Here is a 19,202-nt window from a genome sequence, read left to right as displayed (position 1 = left end):
TATCGCGCCGGGATTTGGGCTGAATTGTGACGACCGCTTTCCCGGCCGTACAGAGGGCTTTGCGCCCGCGTCGCCACCGTTACAAACTCATGCCCGCGACAAGCTGGCGGTAGGCGCTGGCGGCTACGGCGTCGAGCCTCTTGTCGGGCATCGAGCCGACGACGGCGCAGCCGTAACCCTTGTCCAGCCAGTAGACGGCGCGCGGCCCGCGGCCGGTCTCGGCATAGGTTCCCTTGCCGCTGACAGCGGGCTCGGCGGTGATGAACATGGACAGGCGGTTGCCGCCGCCATCCTCGTAGAGCAGCATGGCGGCCCTGTTCTCGCCTGCCGGCAGCAGGCGCCCGCCGACCAGGTGAAAACCTTCCGGGGAAAGGTCCGGCGACACGAGCTTGAGGCCGATCCGCTTCGAAAGCCAGACCTCCATATGGTCCTTGTCGCTGGCAGGCACATCGACGGCGTGGCGCGTTTCCGCCGCGTAGATGACGTGGGCGGCGATGGCCTCCTCGGCCAGTTGGTCCTTCGCGGACGCGTCACTGTCGATGCGGTCCGCCCCGGCGAGATAGCCGCCGGCGCCTCCGACAGCCAGAAGCAGCACCGCGGCTGCAGCCATCCACCAGCGCGAAGTCCGGTGCGTCCGCTGGACCGGGGCGTCGTCAGCCAGAATCCGTGCCAGCCGCGCGGGAACGGGCTCGTCCGGCACATCCGAAAACGCATCCCGCAGCACCCTGCCGTCGGCCTCGTAGCGCGCGTTCCTGGCCTGCATCTCGGGGTTTTCAGCCAGCCACTCGTCGAAGGCCTCGCGCTCGTCCGGCGGCAGTTCGCCGTCGAGCGCCAGATGGATGTCCCGTTCGGAAAAATCTCGCCTGGTCATTTCTCGACAATCCTGATCACCCGCCGTCGCGCCGTATCGTCAAGCAGCGCGCGCAATTCCTCTCGCCCGCGCGCGATACGCGACATCAAGGTGCCCGCCGGTATTCCGAGGATGCTGGCGGCCTCGGCATAGGAAAACCCCTCGATGGCGACGGTGACGAGCGCCGCGCGTCGTTCCGGGCTGATCGATTGCAGCGCATCGATAATCTCGCGCGAAGCCACGTTCTCCGCCTGCGTGGCGGGCACCGAAAGCGCCTCGTCATTGTCGAGCGAAAGCACCGCCGTCTCGTTCCGGCGCGCCTGCCGGCGCATCCGGTCGACGAAGAGATGGTGCATGACGGTGAAAAGCCATCTCCGGGGGCTCTCGTCGCGCTGCCAGTTGTCCAGCCGGGTCAATGCGCGTTCGAGGCAATCCTGGACGAGATCGTCGGCGGAATCGCGATCGCGCAGCAGCGAGCGCGCATAGCGCCGCAGCCTCGGTATCTCGGCCAGGATGGCCGTCTTTCTGTCATCCATGTCGTTGCCCTGAGGCGACCTCGACGCTCGTGCCATCCGATCCACGACCGGCCGGATATGGTGCGAACGACCGGGAAGGCATCAATATTCCCGACAGCCGTCACGTCACGACGACTGCACGGCCTCGCGCGGTCGTGCCCTGCCCAACAGGCGCTGGTAGAACAGGCCGATGCCGATCAGCACCGCGCCGAGGCCGATGAAGGACAGCGCCCGCAACACACCTTCGAGCTCGGACATGTCGAACAGGAAGACCTTGAGCACGGCGGCGGCGATCAGGGCGGCGGAGGCGATGCGCAGAACCTGGGAGGCCAGCATCACACCAAGCACGAGAATGACGACGCCGAGCGCCAGCCAGAGCGCGGAGTAGCTGTATGTCTCGAACTGGCCGAGACCGCTCCACAGGCCGATGAACTCGCCCTTGAAAAGCCGGCGGACCGAGAGCGTCGCATAGGCGAAGGCGAGCAGCGCGGCCATGAGTGCCAGCATGGAGGAATACCAGCGTGGCCTCTTGCCGCGCGCATAGAAAGCCAGCCCGCCCGCAGCGACCGCCGGCAGCAGATAGGCCAGGAACAGCAGGTTGAAGACGGGGATCGATCCTGTCGATTCATCCGTGAACAGCGGATTGAGCCACAGGAAATGATTGCCGACGATGACCAGCGCCGACACCACGCCGATCCCGAGCGAGCCGTAGCGCATGACCGCGCTCGGCGAGCGGCTGTCGATGGCGATCAGGATTGCGGCGAAGCCGAGCGCCAGAAGCGTGTAGATCGCCTGTTCGGAAAGGGTGAGCGTCCCCGCGTCGATGACGCCGCCGTGCATGGCATGGCGCACCAGCATGGCGACCGTCAGCAGGGCGAACAACGCCGCGCCCGCTTCCATCGCCAGGCGCGGCCTGCCCCCGGTGGTGCAGGCCAGTTGCCAAGCGGAAAAGGCGAAGGCGAGCGCCGGGATGCCGTAGCCCGGCAGCAGCCAGTTGAACACCGGCGTGCGCGACAGGAACGCGGCGCCGACGATCGTCGGATCGTAGACGACGCGGGCGATCACCGCGATCATGAAGCCGACCGACAGCCAGCCGAGCACCGGCCAGGAGCGCCGCCGCGTCGCCAGCGCGGGCAGGATTGCGGCCGCGCCGGCCAATACCGTCGTCATGCCGGAGCCGAAGGCCATGTGCAGCGCCAGGATGAGCGCCAGCCCGGAACCGATGAGAACGGCGGAAACAGCTGGCCCGCCTTTCGGCGCAGGCGTCTCGCCGCGGGAAATCCATTCGCCTGCCGCGGCGAAGACAACGGCCAGCAGCAGCGCGACGGCCGCATGGGCAAGATCGACGTCGATGTTACCGAAGGCGACCCAGAGCGTTGCCAGCACGAACAGCGGAACGGCCACGCCCCAGCCCGCCCACGACGCGGATTTGCGCGGCCAAGTGAGGAGGCGGCGCGCGGACCAGAACCCGGCGCAGGCGAAGACGAGGCCGAGCAGCACGCCGACCCAGGCCAGCGGAGGGCGCGACGGGGCCATCAGCAGGCCGTCGAGAGGAATGCCCGCCGGCGGGAAATCAAGCCAGTCCGTGCCGGCCGGCAGCGCATTGAGGAAGATCAGTACCGTCGCAAGGCCGGCCGCGTGAAGCAGCGGCAGAGCGCGGATACGGTAGATAGCGGCGGCCAGCATCGCCAGCACGAGGATTGCGGCGCGCGCCGTCCCGTTGCCCGTGGCAAGATAGGGGTCCAGTGCAAGGGCGCAGGCGAGCAGGCCGACGAAGACGGCGGGAACGGCGGACGGCCAATCCATGCCGGCCGGGTCTTCCCCTTCCCCGCCGCGCCGGAGCCAAGCGAAGACGAGGACGGCGAGCATGGCCAGCCCGATGAAAAGCACGATCCGGTAATCCGGCACGAGGGCGACGCCGAGATAGAACAGCGCCCACAGGCCGGTTCCGAAGAAGGCCGCCGCCATCAGGAAGGACCAACAGCGGATGCGGGCGATGACGCCGGTGGCGGCCAGCACGATGGCGAGATAGCCGAACAAGGCCCATTCGTTGTGCGACTGCGATTCGATCAGCAGCGGCGTCGCCAGCGCGCCGAGCAGGCCGATGCCGGCCAGCGCCAGACCGTGGACGAGTGCCGCCGCTACCGTTGCCACGGCAATCGCGCCAAGAAGCACGAACGCCGCCGCCGGTCCGATGAAGCCGTAGACGGCGTGGGCCGCATAGACCGTGCCGAACAGCGTGAAGGCGCCCGCCGCCGTCAAAATCGCAGGGATATAAGCCCCGGCGATGCCCTCTACGGGCACCTTGAAGCCGGTACGGCGGACGAATTCGCCGCCGCCGACGAGGAGAAGGCCGAAGGCCGCGGCCATGACCAGCCGCACATGCGGACCGAACAGGCCGGATTCGATCGTGTAGCGGACAAGGAAGAGACCGCCGAGCGCCAGCGCGACCCCGCCGACCCAGACCGCCCAGCGCGTCCCGAGGGCGGTTTCGATGTCGGGTTTTCTTGCCGGCGTTTCAGCCCCTGCGCGCCCGGGCTCGTCCGCTCCGGTTTCGGCCGCCTCTATTTCAGCCATTGGGGAAGCCGCCGCCTGCGCCATTGCCGGAACGGCCGGGATTTCTTCGATCTCTGCCCTGGACGGCGGTTCGGTTTCGTCGCGGGCATTCACGGCATCGGCCGTTGCTTCGGCCTGCTTTTCGACAGGCGCACCGCCTTCCGCGGTCTCGACCTCAACAGCCGCCTTGGCGTGCGGCTTGCCCGACAGGACCATGCCGCGCAAGGCCGCGACCTCGCGCTCGATGAGAGTGAGGCGCTTCTGCTGGCGCGACAGATAGACAAGCAGCACGATGATGACGGCAAGGCCGAACAGGCTGTCGAACATGGAGGTTCCCTCAACCGCGGGCGATCGTCAGGCGACGGTTCCCGCTATTGCACGCGACATCATGACGGCGCGCGTTTCCCCTACGCGGCCGTTTCCCCCGGGGCCGAAGCGACCGATATACGATGTTTGCGCAATGCCGCAAGGAAGGCCCCGCGCGCGTCCGGCTCCTCGATGCCGCGCGGCTCGTAGACATGACGCGAAAAGAAGAAGCCCGTGAGGCGGAAGGCGTCCTCCACCGCAACGGCATCGCCGCGCAGGCCGGAGCCACGCCTGAGAAAAGCCGGCAGCGCCAGCATCCGGTCGCGCCAGGGTTCGCCAGCCTCGCGCGAAACGGCGTTGCCGGATTTCGGCGAGACGTAGATAAGGTCGTGGCTTTGGCCGGTCGCGGCGCAACGCGACAGGTCGAGGCCGAAACCGAGCTCGTCGAGCACCAGCAGTTCGAACCGGGCGACCAGTTCGCCGGCGGCGCCGGCATCCTCCAGATGCGGGATCATCACGCACAGCGTCTCGAACAGGCCGCCATGCGGATCGCGCTCAGGCAAAAGGCGCAGGTGCGCGGCCAGAAGCTGAAGCGCATGTACGGCGAGCGCGCTGTCCATCAGCCGCGCCGCATTCATCTCCAGCGCCTCTGCCTGGAAGATGCCGAGGTGCTCGTCGAGGCGCGCGCGCCAGACCAGATCGACCCGATTGCCCGGCTGCAGCACCGGCTGTTGCTTGCGGGAACGGCCGCCGCGCACCAGCCCCATGTGCCGGCCGTGACCGCGCGTCATGGCCTCCAGGATGACGCTGCTTTCGCCATGCCTGCGGGTGCCAAGGATGATTCCCTCGTCGCGCCACTCCATGAAGGGAGCTTTGACGGCTTCGACGGCGAAATCAAGGAGCTGGGCGATCCGTGCGGCGCTTCCCGGCGATCAGGGAATTCGTATCTGCCGCCTTCAGCGCTTCGGATGGAACTCCACCTGTCGGCGCAGCGCACCCGCCTCGAACGTCCCGAACGCTTGAATGACGCCACCCCGTGGCACGGAAAGCCCGCGCGCCACACCCGCGCCCTTGAGCACACCGCCACGCCGGTCGGGGTCAGGCTCGACGTGGCTGCCGCCGTCTTCAAGCCGGCATTCCTGCATGCGGATCGGTCCGAGAACCTGCGCGCCCCGACCGATGACGTTGTTCAGTACAGCCGAGCCGCCGCCCAGCAGCCGCGCCTCGTCGCCGATCTCGATGACGACATCCGGCCTGTCCGCCTTGAGGGTGAAGCCGCCCTCCTCGCCGATCTCGGCGCGCCGGCCAATGACGACCGTCCCGCCGCGGGCGACGATGCGCGTGCCGGAATGAAGAACCGTTCCGGTGCCCACCGCCAGCGTGCCGGCGTCCAGCCGCTCCAGGGTCACGCCCGGCCATATTACGACGCCGGCCCCGAGATCGACGTCTTCGGATATCAGCGTCGAATAGGGATCGAACATCACGACGCCGCGGCCGATCAGCGCCGCCGTGTCCGCCATGGAGAGAAAGCCGTGCTGCCGGCGGATGTCGTCGAGGTCCGGGATCAAGCCATGCCCCGTGCTCAGCCCGGAAAATCCAGTCCCATCTCGCGATAGCGCTCGGGATCGTTGACCCAGTTCTCGCGCACCTTCACGAACAGGAAGAGATGCACCTTCTGCTCGATCATCTCGCCGATCTCCTTGCGGGCGGCTTCACCAATCGCCTTGATCGTACGGCCCTTCTCACCCAGCACGATCTTCTTCTGGCTGTCGCGCTCGACATAGATCACCTGCTCGATGCGGACCGAGCCGTCCTTCTTCTCCTCCCATTTCTCGGTCTCGACATGGGAGGAGTAAGGCAGTTCCTGATGCAGCCTGAGATAGAGCTTTTCGCGCGTCACCTCGGCGGCGAGCTGGCGCATCGGCAGATCGGAAATCTGGTCCTCGGGATAATACCATGGGCCGACGGGCAGCGTTTTTGCGAGATAGTCGAGGAAATCGCTGCAGCCGGAGCCGGTCAGCGCGGAGATCATGAAGGTGCGCTCGAAGGAAACGCGCTCGTTGGCGACTTTCGTCAGCTCCAGCAGCGTCTCCGGCTTGACCCGGTCCACCTTGTTGAGAAGCAACAGCTTCGGCTGGCGCACGTCGGCCAGGCGATCGAGAATGGCGCCGGCATCCCCTTTGATGCCACGCTCGGCGTCGATCAGGAGCGCCACGACATCGGCATCCTTGGCGCCGCCCCAGGCGGTCGTCACCATGGCGTCATCCAGTCTGCGGCGCGGCTTGAAGATGCCGGGCGTATCCACGAACACGATCTGCGCCGCGCCATGCGTGACGACCCCGCGCACCAGCGCGCGCGTCGTCTGCACCTTGTGCGTGACGATTGACACCTTGGCGCCGACGAGCCGGTTCACAAGCGTGGACTTGCCGGCGTTGGGCGCGCCGATCAGGGCGACGAAGCCGGAATGCGTGGGATCGGAATCGGTGGCGACGGCAACCGGGGTTTCGGAAGCATCATCCTCGGCTGTCATGGCGCGCCCTCCTGCGCTTCCCACACGCCTTCGCGCCTCAGCATGGCGGACGCGGCAGCCTCCTCCGCGGACCGGCGCGAACCGCCCGTGCCGGAGGCCGGCTCGAAGCCGGCAAGACGCACGGATACGGTGAAGACCGGCTCGTGGTCGGGGCCCTCGCGCCTGTCGATGATGTATTCGGGACGGGCATCGCCGATGCGCGCGGCCCATTCCTGCAGCTCGGATTTCGGGTTCGGCGGCTTGGCGACGACGGTATGGATGCGCGGCTGCCAGAGCCGCAGCACGAAGCCGCGCGCCGCCTCCAGTCCGCCGTCGAGATAGATCGCCGCGATCAGCGCCTCGACCGCGTCGGCCAGATAATTGCCGCCGGACCCGCGCATGCGCGCTTTCAACGCCGCGTCCGCGCGCACGAAGCGGTCCAGTTCCAGCTCGACGCCGACCTGCGCGCAGGTCCGTGCATCGACCAGGGCGTTGAAACGCGGCGCGATCTCCCCTTCGGAAGCGTCGGGGAACTGCCGAAACAGCATGTCGGCGACGATGAGGCCAAGCACCCGGTCGCCGAGGAATTCCAGACGTTCGTTGTTGGCCACGGCCCTGACCGCGCTGGAATGGGTCAGCGCGGTTTCCAGGAGACGAAGATCGGAGAAGACATGGCCTGTCCGTTCGGCGATAGCGCGCGCCAGTTCATCTCCGGTGGGGCGCTTCAGACCCATCGCCCCGGTCAATTGATGAAGTGGAACAGGCGCGACAGGCGCAGCGAACTGGGCCACTCCCATACTTCCAGCGGACTTGCCTCGTTCGCGATGGAGAAGAAGATCATGTTGGCGCGGCCGACGAGGTTCTCGTCCGGCACGTAACCGACCGTGAAGCGGCTGTCGCTGGAGTTGTCGCGGTTGTCGCCCATCATGAAATAATGGCCGGGCGGCACGACGAATTCGCGCGTGTTGTCGCCGATGGAGTTCGGCGACAAATCCAGCGTGTCGTAGGACACGCCGTTCGGCAGCGTCTCGCGGTAGACGTCGACCGGGCGGTCGACCTCCGTCACGTCGGGATTGTCGATCTGGCCGACCTTCTCGCGCGGCACGGCGACGCCGTTGATGAAGAGCTGGCCGTCCTTCATCTGGATATGATCGCCAGGCAGACCGACGACGCGCTTGATGTAGTCGATGGACGGGTTCGGCGGGAACTTGAACACCACCACGTCGCCGCGCTTGGGCTCGGAACTCCAGATGCGGCCGGAGAACAGGTCGAGCCCGAAGGGCAGCGAGTAGCGCGAATAGCCGTAGGCCCATTTGGTCACGAACAGGTAGTCGCCTTCCAGCAGGGTCGGGCGCATCGAGCCGGACGGAATGGAAAAGGGCTGGAAAAGAAAGGTGCGGATGACCAGCGCGAGGATGAGCGCCTGGACGATGACGCTGACGGTTTCGCCAAGCCCCCCGGACTTCTTTTCGGTTTTGTCGGCCACGCTCATGTCGTCCTCGTTGATGGTCTGGTTCTATAAGGGCTCGACGCGCGCGGGGCAACGCCGTTGCCCGGTGCATGGGCCGATCAAAGCGGCACTTGTGCGGCCGGCAGGGCTTCTATGATCACAAAGGCTTGAGCAAGCGGATAATCGTCCGTGATCGTGAGATGGATGGCGGCCTTGCAACCGGTCGGCATCAGCGATTCCAGGCGCGCGGCCGCGCCCCCCGTCAAGGCCATCGTCGGCTTGCCGCCGGGCAGGTTGACGACACCCATGTCGCGCCAGAAGACGCCCTGCGCCATGCCGGTCCCCAGCGCCTTGGCGCAGGCCTCCTTGGCCGCGAAGCGCTTGGCGTAGGAAGCTGCGCGCGCGGCCCGCCCTTCCGATTTCGCCTGCTCGATATCGGTATAGACGCGGCGGATGAAGCGCTCGCCGTGGCGCCCGAGCGTCTTCTCGACGCGCCGGATGTCGATCAGATCGGAGCCGATGCCGATGATCATCGGGCGGCGGTGCCGATACCGTGCCCCTGTGGAGGGGCGGCGGCGCGCCGGCTGGCGCTGCGTTCCTCGATGCGCCTGCGGCGCTGCTCGCGAAACGCACTCATGCCCCAGCGGGTCAGCACGTAGAACAACAGGCCGAACACGATGCCGAGCGGCACCGCCCCGACGACGATCGGCTCAAGGACAGGCCGCCACAGCCTGCCGAAGGAAACGTGCTCCATCATGGAGCCGAGATTCGCGGGCGTGCCGTGCGCAGGCAGATGCCGATGCAGGATGAGCTTGCCCGTCTCCCACGACGCTCCCCACAGGAAGGGAACGCTGAGCGGGTTGCCGCCCACGGCGGATGCCAGCAATCCGGCAACCAGGTTGCCGGCGATCAACCAGGATACGATCGCGGCGATGACGAAATGCGAGCCGAGCGGAAAGAAGGATGCGAACACGCCCGCGCCCACTCCGGCGGCGACCGCGTGGGGCGTGGCGTTGATGCGCAGGATGCGCTTGGAGAAATATTGCAGCGAGCGCGAAAACGAACGGCGCGGCCAAAGCCACACGCGCACGCGCTCGCTAAACGGTTCCGTCTTTCTGCGCCTGAACAGCATCCCGCCGACCGAAATTCCTTACGCTGACATCGTTTCAAATATTGCGGCTGCCGGGTTTCACCGGCGGTATGGCGGCAAGCTCCGGCGGCAGTCTGTCCGCAGGATACGCCGGAACCTCATATTCGGCGAGTGCAATCAGGGGAACCCCGACATCGGTCTTGCCGGCCGAGCGGTCGATGATGCAGGCGGCGGCCACCACCTCCGCACCCAGGTCGCGCAGGCATTCGATCGTCTCGCGGATGGACAGGCCGGTCGTCACGATGTCCTCGACGATGACGACGCGCGCGCCCTTCTCGATCTCGAAACGGCGAAGGCGGAAGACGCCCTGCTCGCGTTCGACCCAGATCGCCGGCACGCCGAGATGGCGTGAGGTCTCATAGGCGGGGATCAGGCCGCCGATGGCAGGGCCGACGACATAGTCGATCCGCCTGTCGACGGCGCCGCGGATCTTTTCGGCCAGCGCGCGGCAGAGCTTCTCGGTCTTGTCGGCGTGCATGAAGACGCGCGCCTTTTGCAGGAAGATCGGGCTGCGCAGGCCGGACGTCAGGATGAAATGGCCTTCCAGCACGGCGCCCGCCGAGCGGAAGACGTCCAGAACTTCCTGCGTATTCATACCCGTATCCCGCCCCTTGCCGTCGTTGCCGGTCATCCGTTTACACGCTTGGCGTCGCTGACGCTCGCATTTTCCTTGAGCTGCGACAGCAGCCGGTTGAGATGCTTCAAATCCCAAACCTCGAGATCGATGAGCATTTCGGTGAAGTCGGGCGCGGTGCGCACCATGGACAGCATATGGATATTGGCGTCGTTCGACGCCACCACCTGCGCGATGTCCGCGAGCGACCCCGGCGCGTTGATGGCGGTCACTGAAATCCGGGCGGGGAACCGTTCCTTGTTGTTCTCGTCGATATCCCAGCGCACGTCGATCCAGCGTTCGGGCTGGTCGTCGAAAGCGGTCAGCGACGGCGACTGGATGGGATAGACGGTGATGCCGGAGCCTGGCTGCATGATGCCGACGATGCGGTCTCCCGGCACCGCGCCCTCGGGCGCGAAGCGCACGGGCAGGTCGCCGCGCACGCCGCGGATCGGCACCGCCGAATCCTCCAGGCGCTGGGTCTTGTCGCGGCGGGAGCGGCCGGGAATATGGAAGAGCATGCCGGCGGCGTTGCGGATGCGCGACCAGCCCTCCTCGCGTTCCTGCTTCGGCGCGGCGGTGACGCGCTCGTCCTTGTAATCGGGGAACACCGCCTTCAGCACGTCGTTGGAGGAAAGCTCGCCGCGACCGACCGAGGTCAGCACATCCTCCACGTCCTTGCGCGCCAGCCGGTGGAGCACCGGCTTGAGGTTCTCCTTGGCGAAGGTCTTGCCGTTGCGCTCGAAGGCGCGTTCCAGGATGCGCAGGCCGAGACCGGAATACTGCTTGCGAATGGCGTTCTTGGTGGCGCGGCGGATCGCCGCGCGCGCCTTGCCGGTGACCACGATGGATTCCCAGGCCGCCGGCGGCACCTGTGCCTTCGAGCGGATGATCTCCACCTCGTCGCCGTTCTTGAGTTCGGTCATCAGCGGCATGACACGGCCGTTGACCTTGGCGCCGACCGTGGTGTCGCCGACGTCGGTATGGACCGCATAGGCGAAATCGATGGGCGTGGCGCCGCGCGGCAGCGCGATGAGCATGCCTTTCGGGGTGAAGCAGAACACCTGGTCCTGGAACAGTTCCAGCTTCGTGTTCTCCAGGAAATCCTCAGGACTGTCGCCTTCGGCCAGTTGTTCGATGGTGCGCCTCAGCCAGGCATAGGCGTTGGTATCCTTCGAAATGGCGTTCGCGGCAGGCTTTCCGGAACCCTCGGCGGAGCCGAAGTCCTTGTAGATGGAATGGGCGGCGACGCCGTATTCGGCCACCGTGTTCATCTCGTGCGTGCGGATCTGCAATTCGACGCGCTGGCGCGACGGACCGACGATCGTGGTATGGATCGAACGATAGTCGTTCTGCTTGGGCGTGGAGATGTAGTCCTTGAATCGTCCCGGCACCATCGACCAGGTGGTATGGATGGCGCCGAGCGCGAGATAGCAGTCTTCGATCGTGTCGACGACGACGCGAAAGCCGAAAATGTCGGAAAGCTGCTCGAAGGACAGCGCCTTGGCTTCCATCTTGCGGAAGACGGACCAGGCCTTCTTCTGCCGGCTCTTCACCTCGGCATGGATCTTGTATTTCTCGAAAAGACTGGCGAGCGCCTTTTCGATCTCGGCCAGCACGCCCTTGTTGCGCTCGAATATCTCGGCCAGCCGCGCCGTGACCATCTGGTAGGCTTCGGGATTGATGTAGCGGAAGGCGAGATCTTCCAGCTCTTCGCGCATGCCCTGCATGCCCATGCGGCCCGCCAGCGGCGCATAGATCTCCATCGTCTCCTCGGCGATGCGCAGGCGCTTGTCCTGGCGCATGTGGTCGAGGGTGCGCATGTTGTGCAGCCTGTCGGCGAGCTTGACCAGGAGAACGCGGACGTCCTCGGAGATCGCGAGAAGCAGCTTGCGCAGGTTTTCCGCCTGCTCAGCCTTCTTGGAGACGAGGTCGAGCTTCTTCAGCTTGGTCAGTCCCTCGACCAGCTTGCCCATTTCCGGTCCGAAGAGATCGTCGATCTCCTGGCGGGTAGCGCTTGTATCCTCGATCGTGTCGTGCAGCAGGGCCGTGGCGATCGTGGCCTCGTCCATGTGCATGTCGGTGAGGATCGCGGCGACTTCGAGCGGATGCGAGAAATAGGGGTCGCCCGAGGCGCGTTTCTGGTGGCCATGCTTCTGCATGGCATAGACGTAAGCCTTGTTGAGCAGCGCCTCGTTCACGTCAGGCTTGTAGCGCTGGACGCGCTCGACAAGCTCGTACTGACGCATCATGGGCGGTTTCTCACGCAGCAGAAATAGAACATGCGCCGCAATGTATTGCGACGCATGTGATAAATAACCATGAACGCTGCGGCACGGAAGTACCGCAACCTACCGGAATCAGTAATCGTCGCTCTTCTCGGGCGGAACCAGGCCCTCGATGCCGGCCAGCAGGTCTTCTTCCGTCATGCGGTCGAAGGTGATGTTGTCTTCCGGCTCGTCGGAATCGGCAGCGACGGGCGCTGCGCCCTGATCGGCGATGGCTTCGCTCTCAGGGGCTTCCGGCTCGTCCACCTCGACGTGCTTCTGCAGCGAGTGGATGAGATCTTCCTTCAAGTCGCCCGGCGAGAGGGTCTCGTCGGCGATCTCGCGCAGCGCCACGACCGGGTTCTTGTCGTTGTCGCGCGGCACGGTGATCTGACCGCCCTGGCTGATCTGACGGGCTCGGTGGCCGGCCAGCAGCACGAGTTCGAAGCGGTTGTCGACCTTGTCGATGCAGTCTTCAACGGTTACGCGGGCCATTCAATGCCCCTTTCATGCTCTGGATTTCATGGAAAACTGGCGCGCTCCATACTCCGAACAGCAGCGAAATACAAGCGCGATGCGCCTTCTCCACCCCAGTCGGCGGCGAACGATCACAATTTCTTGCGGCAAGGGACGACGCCCTTGGATTGCCGCGAATCGGGCGTTATCTGCAAGAAACCGGCTGGCGTTCTTCTTGGGGAACCACGCTTCCGGCCGGACGTATTTACCGCATTGCTATTGCCACGAAGGATATTTTCCATGTTTGACCCACGCGAGAAGATCGCTCTTTTCATCGACGGCGCCAATCTCTACGCGACTTCCCGCTCGCTGGGCTTCGACATCGACTACCGCAAGCTGCTCGTCAGCTTCCAGAAGCGCGGATACCTGCTGCGCGCCTATTATTACACGGCGCTCGTCGAAGACCAGGAGTACTCATCCATCCGCCCGCTCATCGACTGGCTGGATTATAACGGCTTCAAGGTAGTGACGAAGCCGGCGAAGGAGTTCACCGACTCGACCGGCCGCCGCAAGATCAAGGGCAACATGGATATCGAGCTGACCGTCGACGCGCTGGAGCTCGCCGATACCGTCGACCACTATGTGCTTTTCTCGGGCGACGGTGACTTCCGCACGCTGGTCGAGGCGCTGCAGCGACGCGGCCGCAAGGTCTCGATCGTCTCGACCATGACCTCGCAGCCGCCGATGATCTCGGACGATCTGCGCCGACAGGCGGATCATTTCATCGACCTCGCCTCGCTGAAGGCCGAGGTCGGCCGCGATCCTTCCGAGAGGCCGATGCGCCGGACCGAACCCTCCGAACCGGACGAGGACGACGACTATTGAGGCGGCCATGACGGCTGTCTCCGCCGAGCCTGACCGCGACTGCCCGCTCTGCCCCCGCCTCGTCGCCTTTCGCGAGGAATGGCGCGCAAAGGAGCCGGCGTGGCACAATGCCCCGGTGCCGACCTTTCTCCCGCCCGAAGGCGCGGAAAGCGTGCGTCTTCTGATCGTGGGGCTGGCGCCCGGATTGCGCGGCGCCAACCGCACCGGACGCCCGTTCACCGGCGACTATGCGGGCGACCTGCTCTATTCCACGCTGATCCGCTTCGGCCTCGCGCGCGGCCGGTTCGAGGCACGCCCGGACGACAGCCTGCGACTGGTCGGCACGGCGATCACCAACGCGGTGCGCTGCGTGCCGCCGGAAAACAAGCCGACCTCCGCCGAGATCAACACCTGCCGGCAGTTCCTGATTTCGACCATCGATCGGTTTCCAAACCTGCGCGCCATCGTGACGCTCGGCGCGATCGCGCATCAATCGACGGTCAGGGCGCTGGGCAAGCGACTGTCCGCGCATCCGTTCAAGCACGCAGGCCGGCATCATTTCGATGGGTTGACGCTGTTCTCCAGCTATCACTGCTCGCGCTACAACACGAACACCGGCGTGCTGACGGAAGAGATGTTCACGAACGTCTTCAGCGAAGTGGCGAAATTCCTGCGAAACGGTGACTGACGGCCAGATCGTCAACTGCCCTGTTTGAGCAGCCGCCCCTTCTCGCGCGCCCAGTCGCGCTGCTTCTCGGTCTCGCGCTTGTCGTGCAGCTTCTTGCCCCGGGCGATCGCCAGAAGGAGCTTGGCGCGGCCCTTGTCGTTGAAATAGATCTTCAGCGGCACCAGCGTCATGCCCTCGCGCTCGACGTTCTGCGCCAGTTTCGCCCGCTCGCGCTTCGACACGAGCAGCTTGCGGCGGCGCCGCGGCTCGTGATTGAAGCGGTTTCCCTGCAGATATTCCGGCAGGTAGGAATTGATCAGCCACAGTTCCCCGCCCTCGACCGAGGCGTAGGACTCCTGGATGTTGGCCTGCCCCTGGCGCAACGACTTGACCTCCGTGCCGGTGAGCACCAGCCCGGTCTCGACCGTGTCGAGCACTTCGTAGGAGAACCGCGCCTTGCGGTTCTCCGCGACGGTCCTGTTGTTGGGATCGGCTTTCCTGATCTGGTTCATGGCGCCCCGAGGTAGGGCCTGCCGATCAATTTATCAAGCCGGCATGCTTCATCGCGGCGTCGATCTTTTTGGCCGTCGTCTCCTCGACCGTCACCAGCGGCGAGCGCGTGACGTTCTCGATCTTGCCCAGCCTGGACAGCGCGTATTTCGCGCCGGAGACGCCGGGCTCGATGAAGATCGCCTTATGCAGCGGCAGCAGCCTGTCCTGAAGCTCCAGCGCACGCTTATGATCGTTGGCGAGCGTAGCCTCCTGGAACTCCGCGCAGAGCCGCGGCGCGACGTTCGAAGTAACGGAAATGCAGCCCACGCCGCCGTGTGCGTTGAAGCCCAGAGCGGACGCGTCCTCGCCCGAAAGCTGGACGAACTCCTTGCCGCAAGTCATGCGCTGTTCCGAGACCCGCTCCACCTTGCCGGTGGCGTCCTTGACGCCGACGATGTTCTTGAAGTCGTGCGCGAGGCGGCCCATCGTCTCCGGGCTCATGTCGATCACCGAGCGAGGCGGAATGTTGTAGATGATGATCGGCAGGCTGGTCGCCTTGGCGACGGCGGCGAAATGCTCGTAGAGGCCGCGCTGCGTCGGCTTGTTATAATAAGGAGTGACGACGAGGGCCGCATCGGCGCCGGCCTTCTCGGCATATTGCGCCAGCCCAATCGCCTCTTCCGTGTTGTTGGAGCCCGCGCCCGCCACCACCGGCACACGGCCCTTGGCCACCTCGACACAGATCTTGACGACATGGCGGTGCTCGTCGTGGCTGAGCGTCGGCGACTCGCCGGTCGTGCCGACCGGCACGAGACCCTTGGTGCCTTCCGCCAATTGCCATTCGACGAAGGCGCGAAAGGCTTTCTCGTCAAAGCGCCCGTCCTTCTGGAACGGCGTCACGAGCGCGGTGAGCGAGCCTCTCAGCATTTTTCGATCCTACTCCATGAAATTCGGCTTGATCCGGGCCTGTCCCGGATGCCGGGTTCTAGCCCAAGGCGGGGCTGCGCACCATAGTCTCGACACCGTTTCGGAGCAAGAAGAGCCATGCTTTGAGCGAGAGTCCGGCGCTAACCTTTTGTTCACGCTGCCTTCATCGACCATAGCTACGATCAGAATCCGGGTTTTCCGCCCAAACGGGCTTGACGAAGCCGGGAACGGAGCTTTCGGATCAATGACCGCGAAACGGTCGCATCGCCGCCTTGCCGCCTGCCTGCTGCTCGCCTCCCTGTCGGGGGTGGCGATCGCGGCGGGCCTCGACGCGCGGCCGACGGCGGCGATCGTCATGCCGGAGCGGACGGACGCCACCGGCGTCGCAGGGCTGAAGAGCGGCCTTGATGCCCTCTCCGGCGGGGATATCGACGCGGCGCGCCGGCAACGCGACGGCCTCGCGGCCGGCACGCTGGACCACGATATACTGGCATGGGCGATCGCGCTCTACGGCGGCGACCGTGTTCCGAGCGCCGAGATCGCGGCGACCGCCGAGGCACTGCCCGGCTGGCCGGGCCTCAAGACGTTGCGCCGCAACAGCGAGCGCGCGCTCGCGCGGGAGAACCCCTCGCCCGATGCCGTGGTGATGGCCTTCAAGGGAAGCCAGCCGCTGACCGTGGAAGGCACGATCCTGCTTGCCCGCACCTATGTGACGCTCGGCAATATCGAGGCCGCGCGGTCGGTTCTCGTCCCCTTCTGGCGTCGCGAGAAGCTTCAGACCAGCGACGAGGCGGCGATCATTGCCGAATTCGGCGGCATCATCCCGGCCCCCGACCATCGTTTCCGCATGGAGCGCATGTTCTATTCGGATCGGGTCAACTCCGCCAATCTCGTCGCCGCGCTGGCCGGTGCGGGCGACCTCGCGAAGGCATGGACGGCGGTGATCCGGGGCGAGCCCGGCGCGGCAAAGCTGCTCGATGCCGTGCCGGCCGCGCAGCGCTCCGCCGGCTATCTGTTCGCCAGGGCAGAATACCTGCGCAAGCAGGGCAAATACCAGGAGGCCGCCGCCGTCATCGAGAAAGCGCCGACGGATCGCGAAGTCCTGGTCGACGGCGACGCCTGGTGGGTGGAGCGGCGCGTGCTCTCACGCGAACTCGTCGACGTCGGCGATATGCGGGCAGCCTACGACCTCGTCGCGACCCATGCCGCCGAAAGCCCCGCAAACGCGGCGGACGCCGAATTCCACGCCGGCTGGTACGCGTTGCGCGGGCTCAAGGACCCGGGAAAGGCCGAAACGCATTTTCAGCGCATCGCCACCATCGCAGAGGGACCGATCTCGCTGTCGCGCGCCTATTATTGGCTCGGCCGCGCCGCCGAGGCGGGCGGACCGGGCGATGCACAGGACTTTTTCGCCAGGGCGGCCGCCTACGGCACCACCTTCTACGGCCAGCTTGCCGGCGAGCGGATCGGCCGCAGCGTTCTCGATCTCGCGGACCCGGTGCCGAGTGACGCGGACCGCCGGAATTTCAGCGCGCGCGAGGCCGTCGGCGCGATCTCGCGGCTGCAGGAAGCCGGATACGAGCGCTACGCCGACGCGCTCTATATCGATCTCGCCGGGCAATTGACCAGTCCGGGCGAAGTCGCGCTGCTGGCCGCGATGGCGGAACGGCAGGGCAATCATTTCCTCGCGCTCAAGGCCGCCAAGATCGCGGCCGGCAACGGCGTCGATGTCGGCGGACTGTCGCATCCGCTGGGCGCCATTCCCGAAACCGCCGATATTTCCGGGTCCGGCAAGGCGCTCGCCTATGCGATCGCGCGCCAGGAAAGCGAGTTCAACGCAGGCGCGGTCTCACGGGTCGGCGCGCTCGGCCTGCTTCAGCTGATGCCCGATACGGCGAAGCAACTGGCCAGCAAGGCCGGCCTCGATTTCTCGCAGGCGCGGCTGACCAGCGACGCCGGCTACAACGCCACGCTCGGCGCCGCCTTCCTGAGCCAGCAACTCGACCGCTTCGACGGCTCTTATATATTGACGTTCGCCGGCTACAACGCCGGGCCGCGCCGGGCCGCCCAATGGGTGAAGAAATACGGCGATCCCCGCGGCAAGGACATCGACACGGTCGTGGATTGGATCGAACGGATTCCCTACACGGAAACGAGGAGCTACGTGCAGCGGGTGATGGAGAACTATGAAGTCTACCGGATGCGGATCTCGGGCCGGTTCGACATCGTCGGTGACCTTCGCAACGGGCGCGGATGAGGTGCGACGACGCGGCTGGGACCCGTCATCCCGGAATTCGCTTTCGAGCGAAGCGAGAAAGGAATATCCGGGATCCAGTCCGTGACCTTGCCGATGTTCCGGGATGGATCCCGGCTCTCGCCTCGCGGGCTCCGCCGCTCGGCAGCGGCCGGGATGACGAAACGACGATCGGATTGACGCAGGGCATCGACAGCCGATCACGGCGAAGCCTGAGACAACGATGCGAATGAGCAGCGGCAACGGCTTTTCCGATTTCTTCTATCCATCCCGTGACGGCTTGCGCCTGCATGCGCGCGTCTATGGAGAGCCCGTGGCCGGCCGCTGGCCGGTCGTCTGCCTTGCGGGCCTGACGCGCAACGCCCGCGATTTCCACGACCTTGCGCTTTTCCTCTCGCAGCGGGCGGCGACGCCGCGACAGGTGGTCTGCTTCGACTATCGCGGCCGTGGCGAATCGCAACGTGACGACGACAGCGCCAACTACACCGTCGCGGTCGAAGCGGAGGACATATTGGCGGGCCTCGCCGGGCTCGGCATTTCCGAAGGCTGCTTCATCGGCACCTCACGCGGCGGGTTGATCGTCCATCTCATCGGCGCCGTGCAGCCGGCACTTCTCAAGGCTATTGTCTTCAACGATATCGGCCCCGCGATCGAGCCGGCCGGACTGGAGCATATCCGCGCCTATCTGGACCCCGCGCCCGTGCCGAAGCCGTTCAGGGCGGTCGTGGAATCGCTGCGCGCTGTGCACCGGACGGACTTTCCGGCGCTTGACGATCGAGACTGGCAATCGATGGCGCTGGCGCTCTACCGCGACGATGGGACCGGGCGATTCATCCCCGATTTCGATGCGAAACTGGTCCAGACCCTTGCCGGCCTCGACCTGACGAAACCTCTGCCCGCGCTATGGCCGCAATTCGATGCGCTTGCGCGCGTGCCGATGATGGTGGTCCGCGGCGAGAATTCGCGCCTGCTCTCGGCCGGCACGGTGGACGAAATGGCGCGACGTCATGCAGCCTTGCGCGTCGTCACCGTCCGGGGACAGGGCCACGCGCCTTTCCTCGAAACCGGCGCCCTGCCGCAGACGATAGCAGCGTTCTTCGACGAAGCCGGGAGCGGGAACCAAGCGGAAGGCGGGACGGCCGCCTGATCGGGTTCACCCGCAGGATCATGGGATGCCCGCTCGGCGGGGCAGTCTCTCGCGTGTGACGGCCAAGGCGTAAAGCCGTCCGCTCCTTGCGCTTTCCTCAAAGGAGACGGCTCGGAAATCAGCTTCGACCCCTGCTCCGGGAGAGGTTCGGCCGTTTCGCTCGCGCCCAAAGAAAAACC

General features: G+C 65.7%; 19 protein-coding genes. 4 read left to right on the top strand and 15 right to left on the bottom strand.

Translation table 11 applies throughout. From position 1 onward, the window contains the following. Positions 1 to 79: 79 nt before the first annotated feature. From ABMA46_RS09605 to rpoZ, 13 genes are all read right to left on the bottom strand, one after another. Positions 80 to 871, bottom strand: coding sequence for an anti-sigma factor family protein (locus tag ABMA46_RS09605; protein ID WP_348999114.1), 792 nt, complete (start codon positions 869 to 871; stop codon positions 80 to 82). Further along, positions 868 to 1,386 carry a sigma-70 family RNA polymerase sigma factor gene (locus tag ABMA46_RS09600; protein ID WP_348999113.1) on the bottom strand — a complete coding sequence of 173 codons (519 nt, stop codon included), beginning with the start codon at positions 1,384 to 1,386 and terminating at the stop codon, positions 868 to 870. Before ABMA46_RS09600 ends, ABMA46_RS09605 begins: the two co-directional genes overlap by 4 nt. A 105-nt stretch (positions 1,387 to 1,491) precedes the next feature. Next, positions 1,492 to 4,248, bottom strand: coding sequence for a DUF2339 domain-containing protein (locus tag ABMA46_RS09595; RefSeq protein ID WP_348999112.1), 2,757 nt, complete (start codon positions 4,246 to 4,248; stop codon positions 1,492 to 1,494). Positions 4,249 to 4,328: 80 nt separating this feature from the next. Continuing rightward, positions 4,329 to 5,090, bottom strand: a complete 762-nt coding sequence (recO, locus tag ABMA46_RS09590) for a DNA repair protein RecO (RefSeq protein ID WP_348999111.1) — start codon at positions 5,088 to 5,090, stop codon at positions 4,329 to 4,331. Between the two features lie 93 nt (positions 5,091 to 5,183). Next, positions 5,184 to 5,795: a hypothetical protein gene (locus ABMA46_RS09585; protein ID WP_348999110.1), complete on the bottom strand. Its 612-nt coding sequence runs from the start codon at positions 5,793 to 5,795 to the stop codon at positions 5,184 to 5,186. 14 nt (positions 5,796 to 5,809) lie between these two features. Then, the gene (gene era, locus ABMA46_RS09580) at positions 5,810 to 6,757 is read right to left on the bottom strand and encodes a GTPase Era (protein ID WP_348999109.1); all 948 of its coding nucleotides are present in this window, start codon (positions 6,755 to 6,757) and stop codon (positions 5,810 to 5,812) included. Continuing rightward, the gene (gene rnc / locus ABMA46_RS09575; RefSeq protein WP_348999283.1) at positions 6,754 to 7,470 is read right to left on the bottom strand and encodes a ribonuclease III; all 717 of its coding nucleotides are present in this window, start codon (positions 7,468 to 7,470) and stop codon (positions 6,754 to 6,756) included. The genes era and rnc overlap by 4 nt, the downstream gene beginning before the upstream one ends. Positions 7,471 to 7,478: 8 nt before the next feature. Beyond that, positions 7,479 to 8,228 carry a signal peptidase I gene (gene lepB, locus ABMA46_RS09570; protein WP_348999108.1) on the bottom strand — a complete coding sequence of 250 codons (750 nt, stop codon included), beginning with the start codon at positions 8,226 to 8,228 and terminating at the stop codon, positions 7,479 to 7,481. A gap of 77 nt (positions 8,229 to 8,305) precedes the next feature. Continuing rightward, positions 8,306 to 8,719, bottom strand: a complete 414-nt coding sequence (acpS, locus tag ABMA46_RS09565) for a holo-ACP synthase (RefSeq protein ID WP_348999107.1) — start codon at positions 8,717 to 8,719, stop codon at positions 8,306 to 8,308. Beyond that, the gene (locus ABMA46_RS09560) at positions 8,716 to 9,270 is read right to left on the bottom strand and encodes a DUF2062 domain-containing protein (protein ID WP_425475720.1); all 555 of its coding nucleotides are present in this window, start codon (positions 9,268 to 9,270) and stop codon (positions 8,716 to 8,718) included. The genes acpS and ABMA46_RS09560 overlap by 4 nt, the downstream gene beginning before the upstream one ends. An 82-nt stretch (positions 9,271 to 9,352) precedes the next feature. After that, positions 9,353 to 9,931, bottom strand: coding sequence for an orotate phosphoribosyltransferase (pyrE, locus tag ABMA46_RS09555; RefSeq protein WP_348999105.1), 579 nt, complete (start codon positions 9,929 to 9,931; stop codon positions 9,353 to 9,355). A gap of 32 nt (positions 9,932 to 9,963) precedes the next feature. Beyond that, positions 9,964 to 12,201 (bottom strand): RelA/SpoT family protein, encoded by a 2,238-nt coding sequence (locus tag ABMA46_RS09550; RefSeq protein WP_348999104.1) that lies wholly within the window; start codon positions 12,199 to 12,201, stop codon positions 9,964 to 9,966. Between the two features lie 108 nt (positions 12,202 to 12,309). After that, positions 12,310 to 12,711, bottom strand: a complete 402-nt coding sequence (gene rpoZ / locus ABMA46_RS09545; protein WP_348999103.1) for a DNA-directed RNA polymerase subunit omega — start codon at positions 12,709 to 12,711, stop codon at positions 12,310 to 12,312. A 261-nt stretch (positions 12,712 to 12,972) separates the two neighbouring features. Here rpoZ and ABMA46_RS09540 point away from each other — a divergent pair, with 261 nt between their 5' ends. Together ABMA46_RS09540 and ABMA46_RS09535 are read left to right on the top strand one after the other, a co-directional pair. After that, a complete protein-coding gene (locus ABMA46_RS09540) occupies positions 12,973 to 13,557 on the top strand; it encodes a LabA-like NYN domain-containing protein (RefSeq protein WP_348999102.1) in 585 nt (194 codons plus the stop codon). Between the two features lie 7 nt (positions 13,558 to 13,564). Then, on the top strand, positions 13,565 to 14,224 hold the full coding sequence (locus ABMA46_RS09535) for a uracil-DNA glycosylase (protein ID WP_348999101.1): 660 nt from the start codon (positions 13,565 to 13,567) through the stop codon (positions 14,222 to 14,224). A gap of 11 nt (positions 14,225 to 14,235) precedes the next feature. Here ABMA46_RS09535 and smpB read toward each other — a convergent pair whose 3' ends face one another. Together smpB and dapA are read right to left on the bottom strand one after the other, a co-directional pair. Next, on the bottom strand, positions 14,236 to 14,715 hold the full coding sequence (gene smpB, locus ABMA46_RS09530; RefSeq protein WP_348999100.1) for an SsrA-binding protein SmpB: 480 nt from the start codon (positions 14,713 to 14,715) through the stop codon (positions 14,236 to 14,238). Between the two features lie 25 nt (positions 14,716 to 14,740). Next, complete coding sequence (gene dapA, locus ABMA46_RS09525) at positions 14,741 to 15,622, bottom strand: 4-hydroxy-tetrahydrodipicolinate synthase (protein WP_348999099.1); 882 nt, start codon at positions 15,620 to 15,622, stop codon at positions 14,741 to 14,743. A 244-nt stretch (positions 15,623 to 15,866) separates the two neighbouring features. Between dapA and ABMA46_RS09520 the strand changes: the two genes are divergently transcribed. Both ABMA46_RS09520 and ABMA46_RS09515 read left to right on the top strand, forming a co-directional pair. Then, complete coding sequence (locus ABMA46_RS09520) at positions 15,867 to 17,879, top strand: lytic transglycosylase domain-containing protein (RefSeq protein WP_348999098.1); 2,013 nt, start codon at positions 15,867 to 15,869, stop codon at positions 17,877 to 17,879. Between the two features lie 220 nt (positions 17,880 to 18,099). Then, complete coding sequence (locus ABMA46_RS09515) at positions 18,100 to 19,023, top strand: alpha/beta fold hydrolase (RefSeq protein ID WP_425475719.1); 924 nt, start codon at positions 18,100 to 18,102, stop codon at positions 19,021 to 19,023. The last annotated feature ends 179 nt before the right edge of the window (positions 19,024 to 19,202 follow it).

This window comes from Mesorhizobium hunchu (assembly GCF_040081975.1).
GTDB classification, from domain to species: Bacteria; Pseudomonadota; Alphaproteobacteria; order Rhizobiales; family Rhizobiaceae; genus Mesorhizobium; species Mesorhizobium hunchu.
The sequence above is the reverse complement of the archived record's forward strand: the minus strand, read 5'-3'. Positions and strand labels throughout refer to the sequence as shown.

Bases quoted from the DNA above. Each gene is read 5' to 3' on its own strand.
- ABMA46_RS09605 (WP_348999114.1), bottom strand. From the start codon at position 871: ATGACCAGGCGAGATTTTTCCGAACGGGACATCCATCTGGCGCTCGAC.
- ABMA46_RS09600 (WP_348999113.1), bottom strand. From the start codon at position 1,386: ATGGATGACAGAAAGACGGCCATCCTGGCCGAGATACCGAGGCTGCGG.
- ABMA46_RS09595 (WP_348999112.1), bottom strand. From the start codon at position 4,248: ATGTTCGACAGCCTGTTCGGCCTTGCCGTCATCATCGTGCTGCTTGTC.
- recO (WP_348999111.1), bottom strand. From the start codon at position 5,090: ATGGAGTGGCGCGACGAGGGAATCATCCTTGGCACCCGCAGGCATGGC.
- era (WP_348999109.1), bottom strand. From the start codon at position 6,757: ATGACAGCCGAGGATGATGCTTCCGAAACCCCGGTTGCCGTCGCCACC.
- rnc (WP_348999283.1), bottom strand. From the start codon at position 7,470: ATGGGTCTGAAGCGCCCCACCGGAGATGAACTGGCGCGCGCTATCGCC.
- lepB (WP_348999108.1), bottom strand. From the start codon at position 8,228: ATGAGCGTGGCCGACAAAACCGAAAAGAAGTCCGGGGGGCTTGGCGAA.
- acpS (WP_348999107.1), bottom strand. From the start codon at position 8,719: ATGATCATCGGCATCGGCTCCGATCTGATCGACATCCGGCGCGTCGAG.
- pyrE (WP_348999105.1), bottom strand. From the start codon at position 9,931: ATGAATACGCAGGAAGTTCTGGACGTCTTCCGCTCGGCGGGCGCCGTG.
- ABMA46_RS09550 (WP_348999104.1), bottom strand. From the start codon at position 12,201: ATGATGCGTCAGTACGAGCTTGTCGAGCGCGTCCAGCGCTACAAGCCT.
- rpoZ (WP_348999103.1), bottom strand. From the start codon at position 12,711: ATGGCCCGCGTAACCGTTGAAGACTGCATCGACAAGGTCGACAACCGC.
- ABMA46_RS09540 (WP_348999102.1), top strand. From the start codon at position 12,973: ATGTTTGACCCACGCGAGAAGATCGCTCTTTTCATCGACGGCGCCAAT.
- ABMA46_RS09535 (WP_348999101.1), top strand. From the start codon at position 13,565: ATGACGGCTGTCTCCGCCGAGCCTGACCGCGACTGCCCGCTCTGCCCC.
- smpB (WP_348999100.1), bottom strand. From the start codon at position 14,715: ATGAACCAGATCAGGAAAGCCGATCCCAACAACAGGACCGTCGCGGAG.
- dapA (WP_348999099.1), bottom strand. From the start codon at position 15,622: ATGCTGAGAGGCTCGCTCACCGCGCTCGTGACGCCGTTCCAGAAGGAC.
- ABMA46_RS09520 (WP_348999098.1), top strand. From the start codon at position 15,867: ATGACCGCGAAACGGTCGCATCGCCGCCTTGCCGCCTGCCTGCTGCTC.
- ABMA46_RS09515 (WP_425475719.1), top strand. From the start codon at position 18,100: ATGCGAATGAGCAGCGGCAACGGCTTTTCCGATTTCTTCTATCCATCC.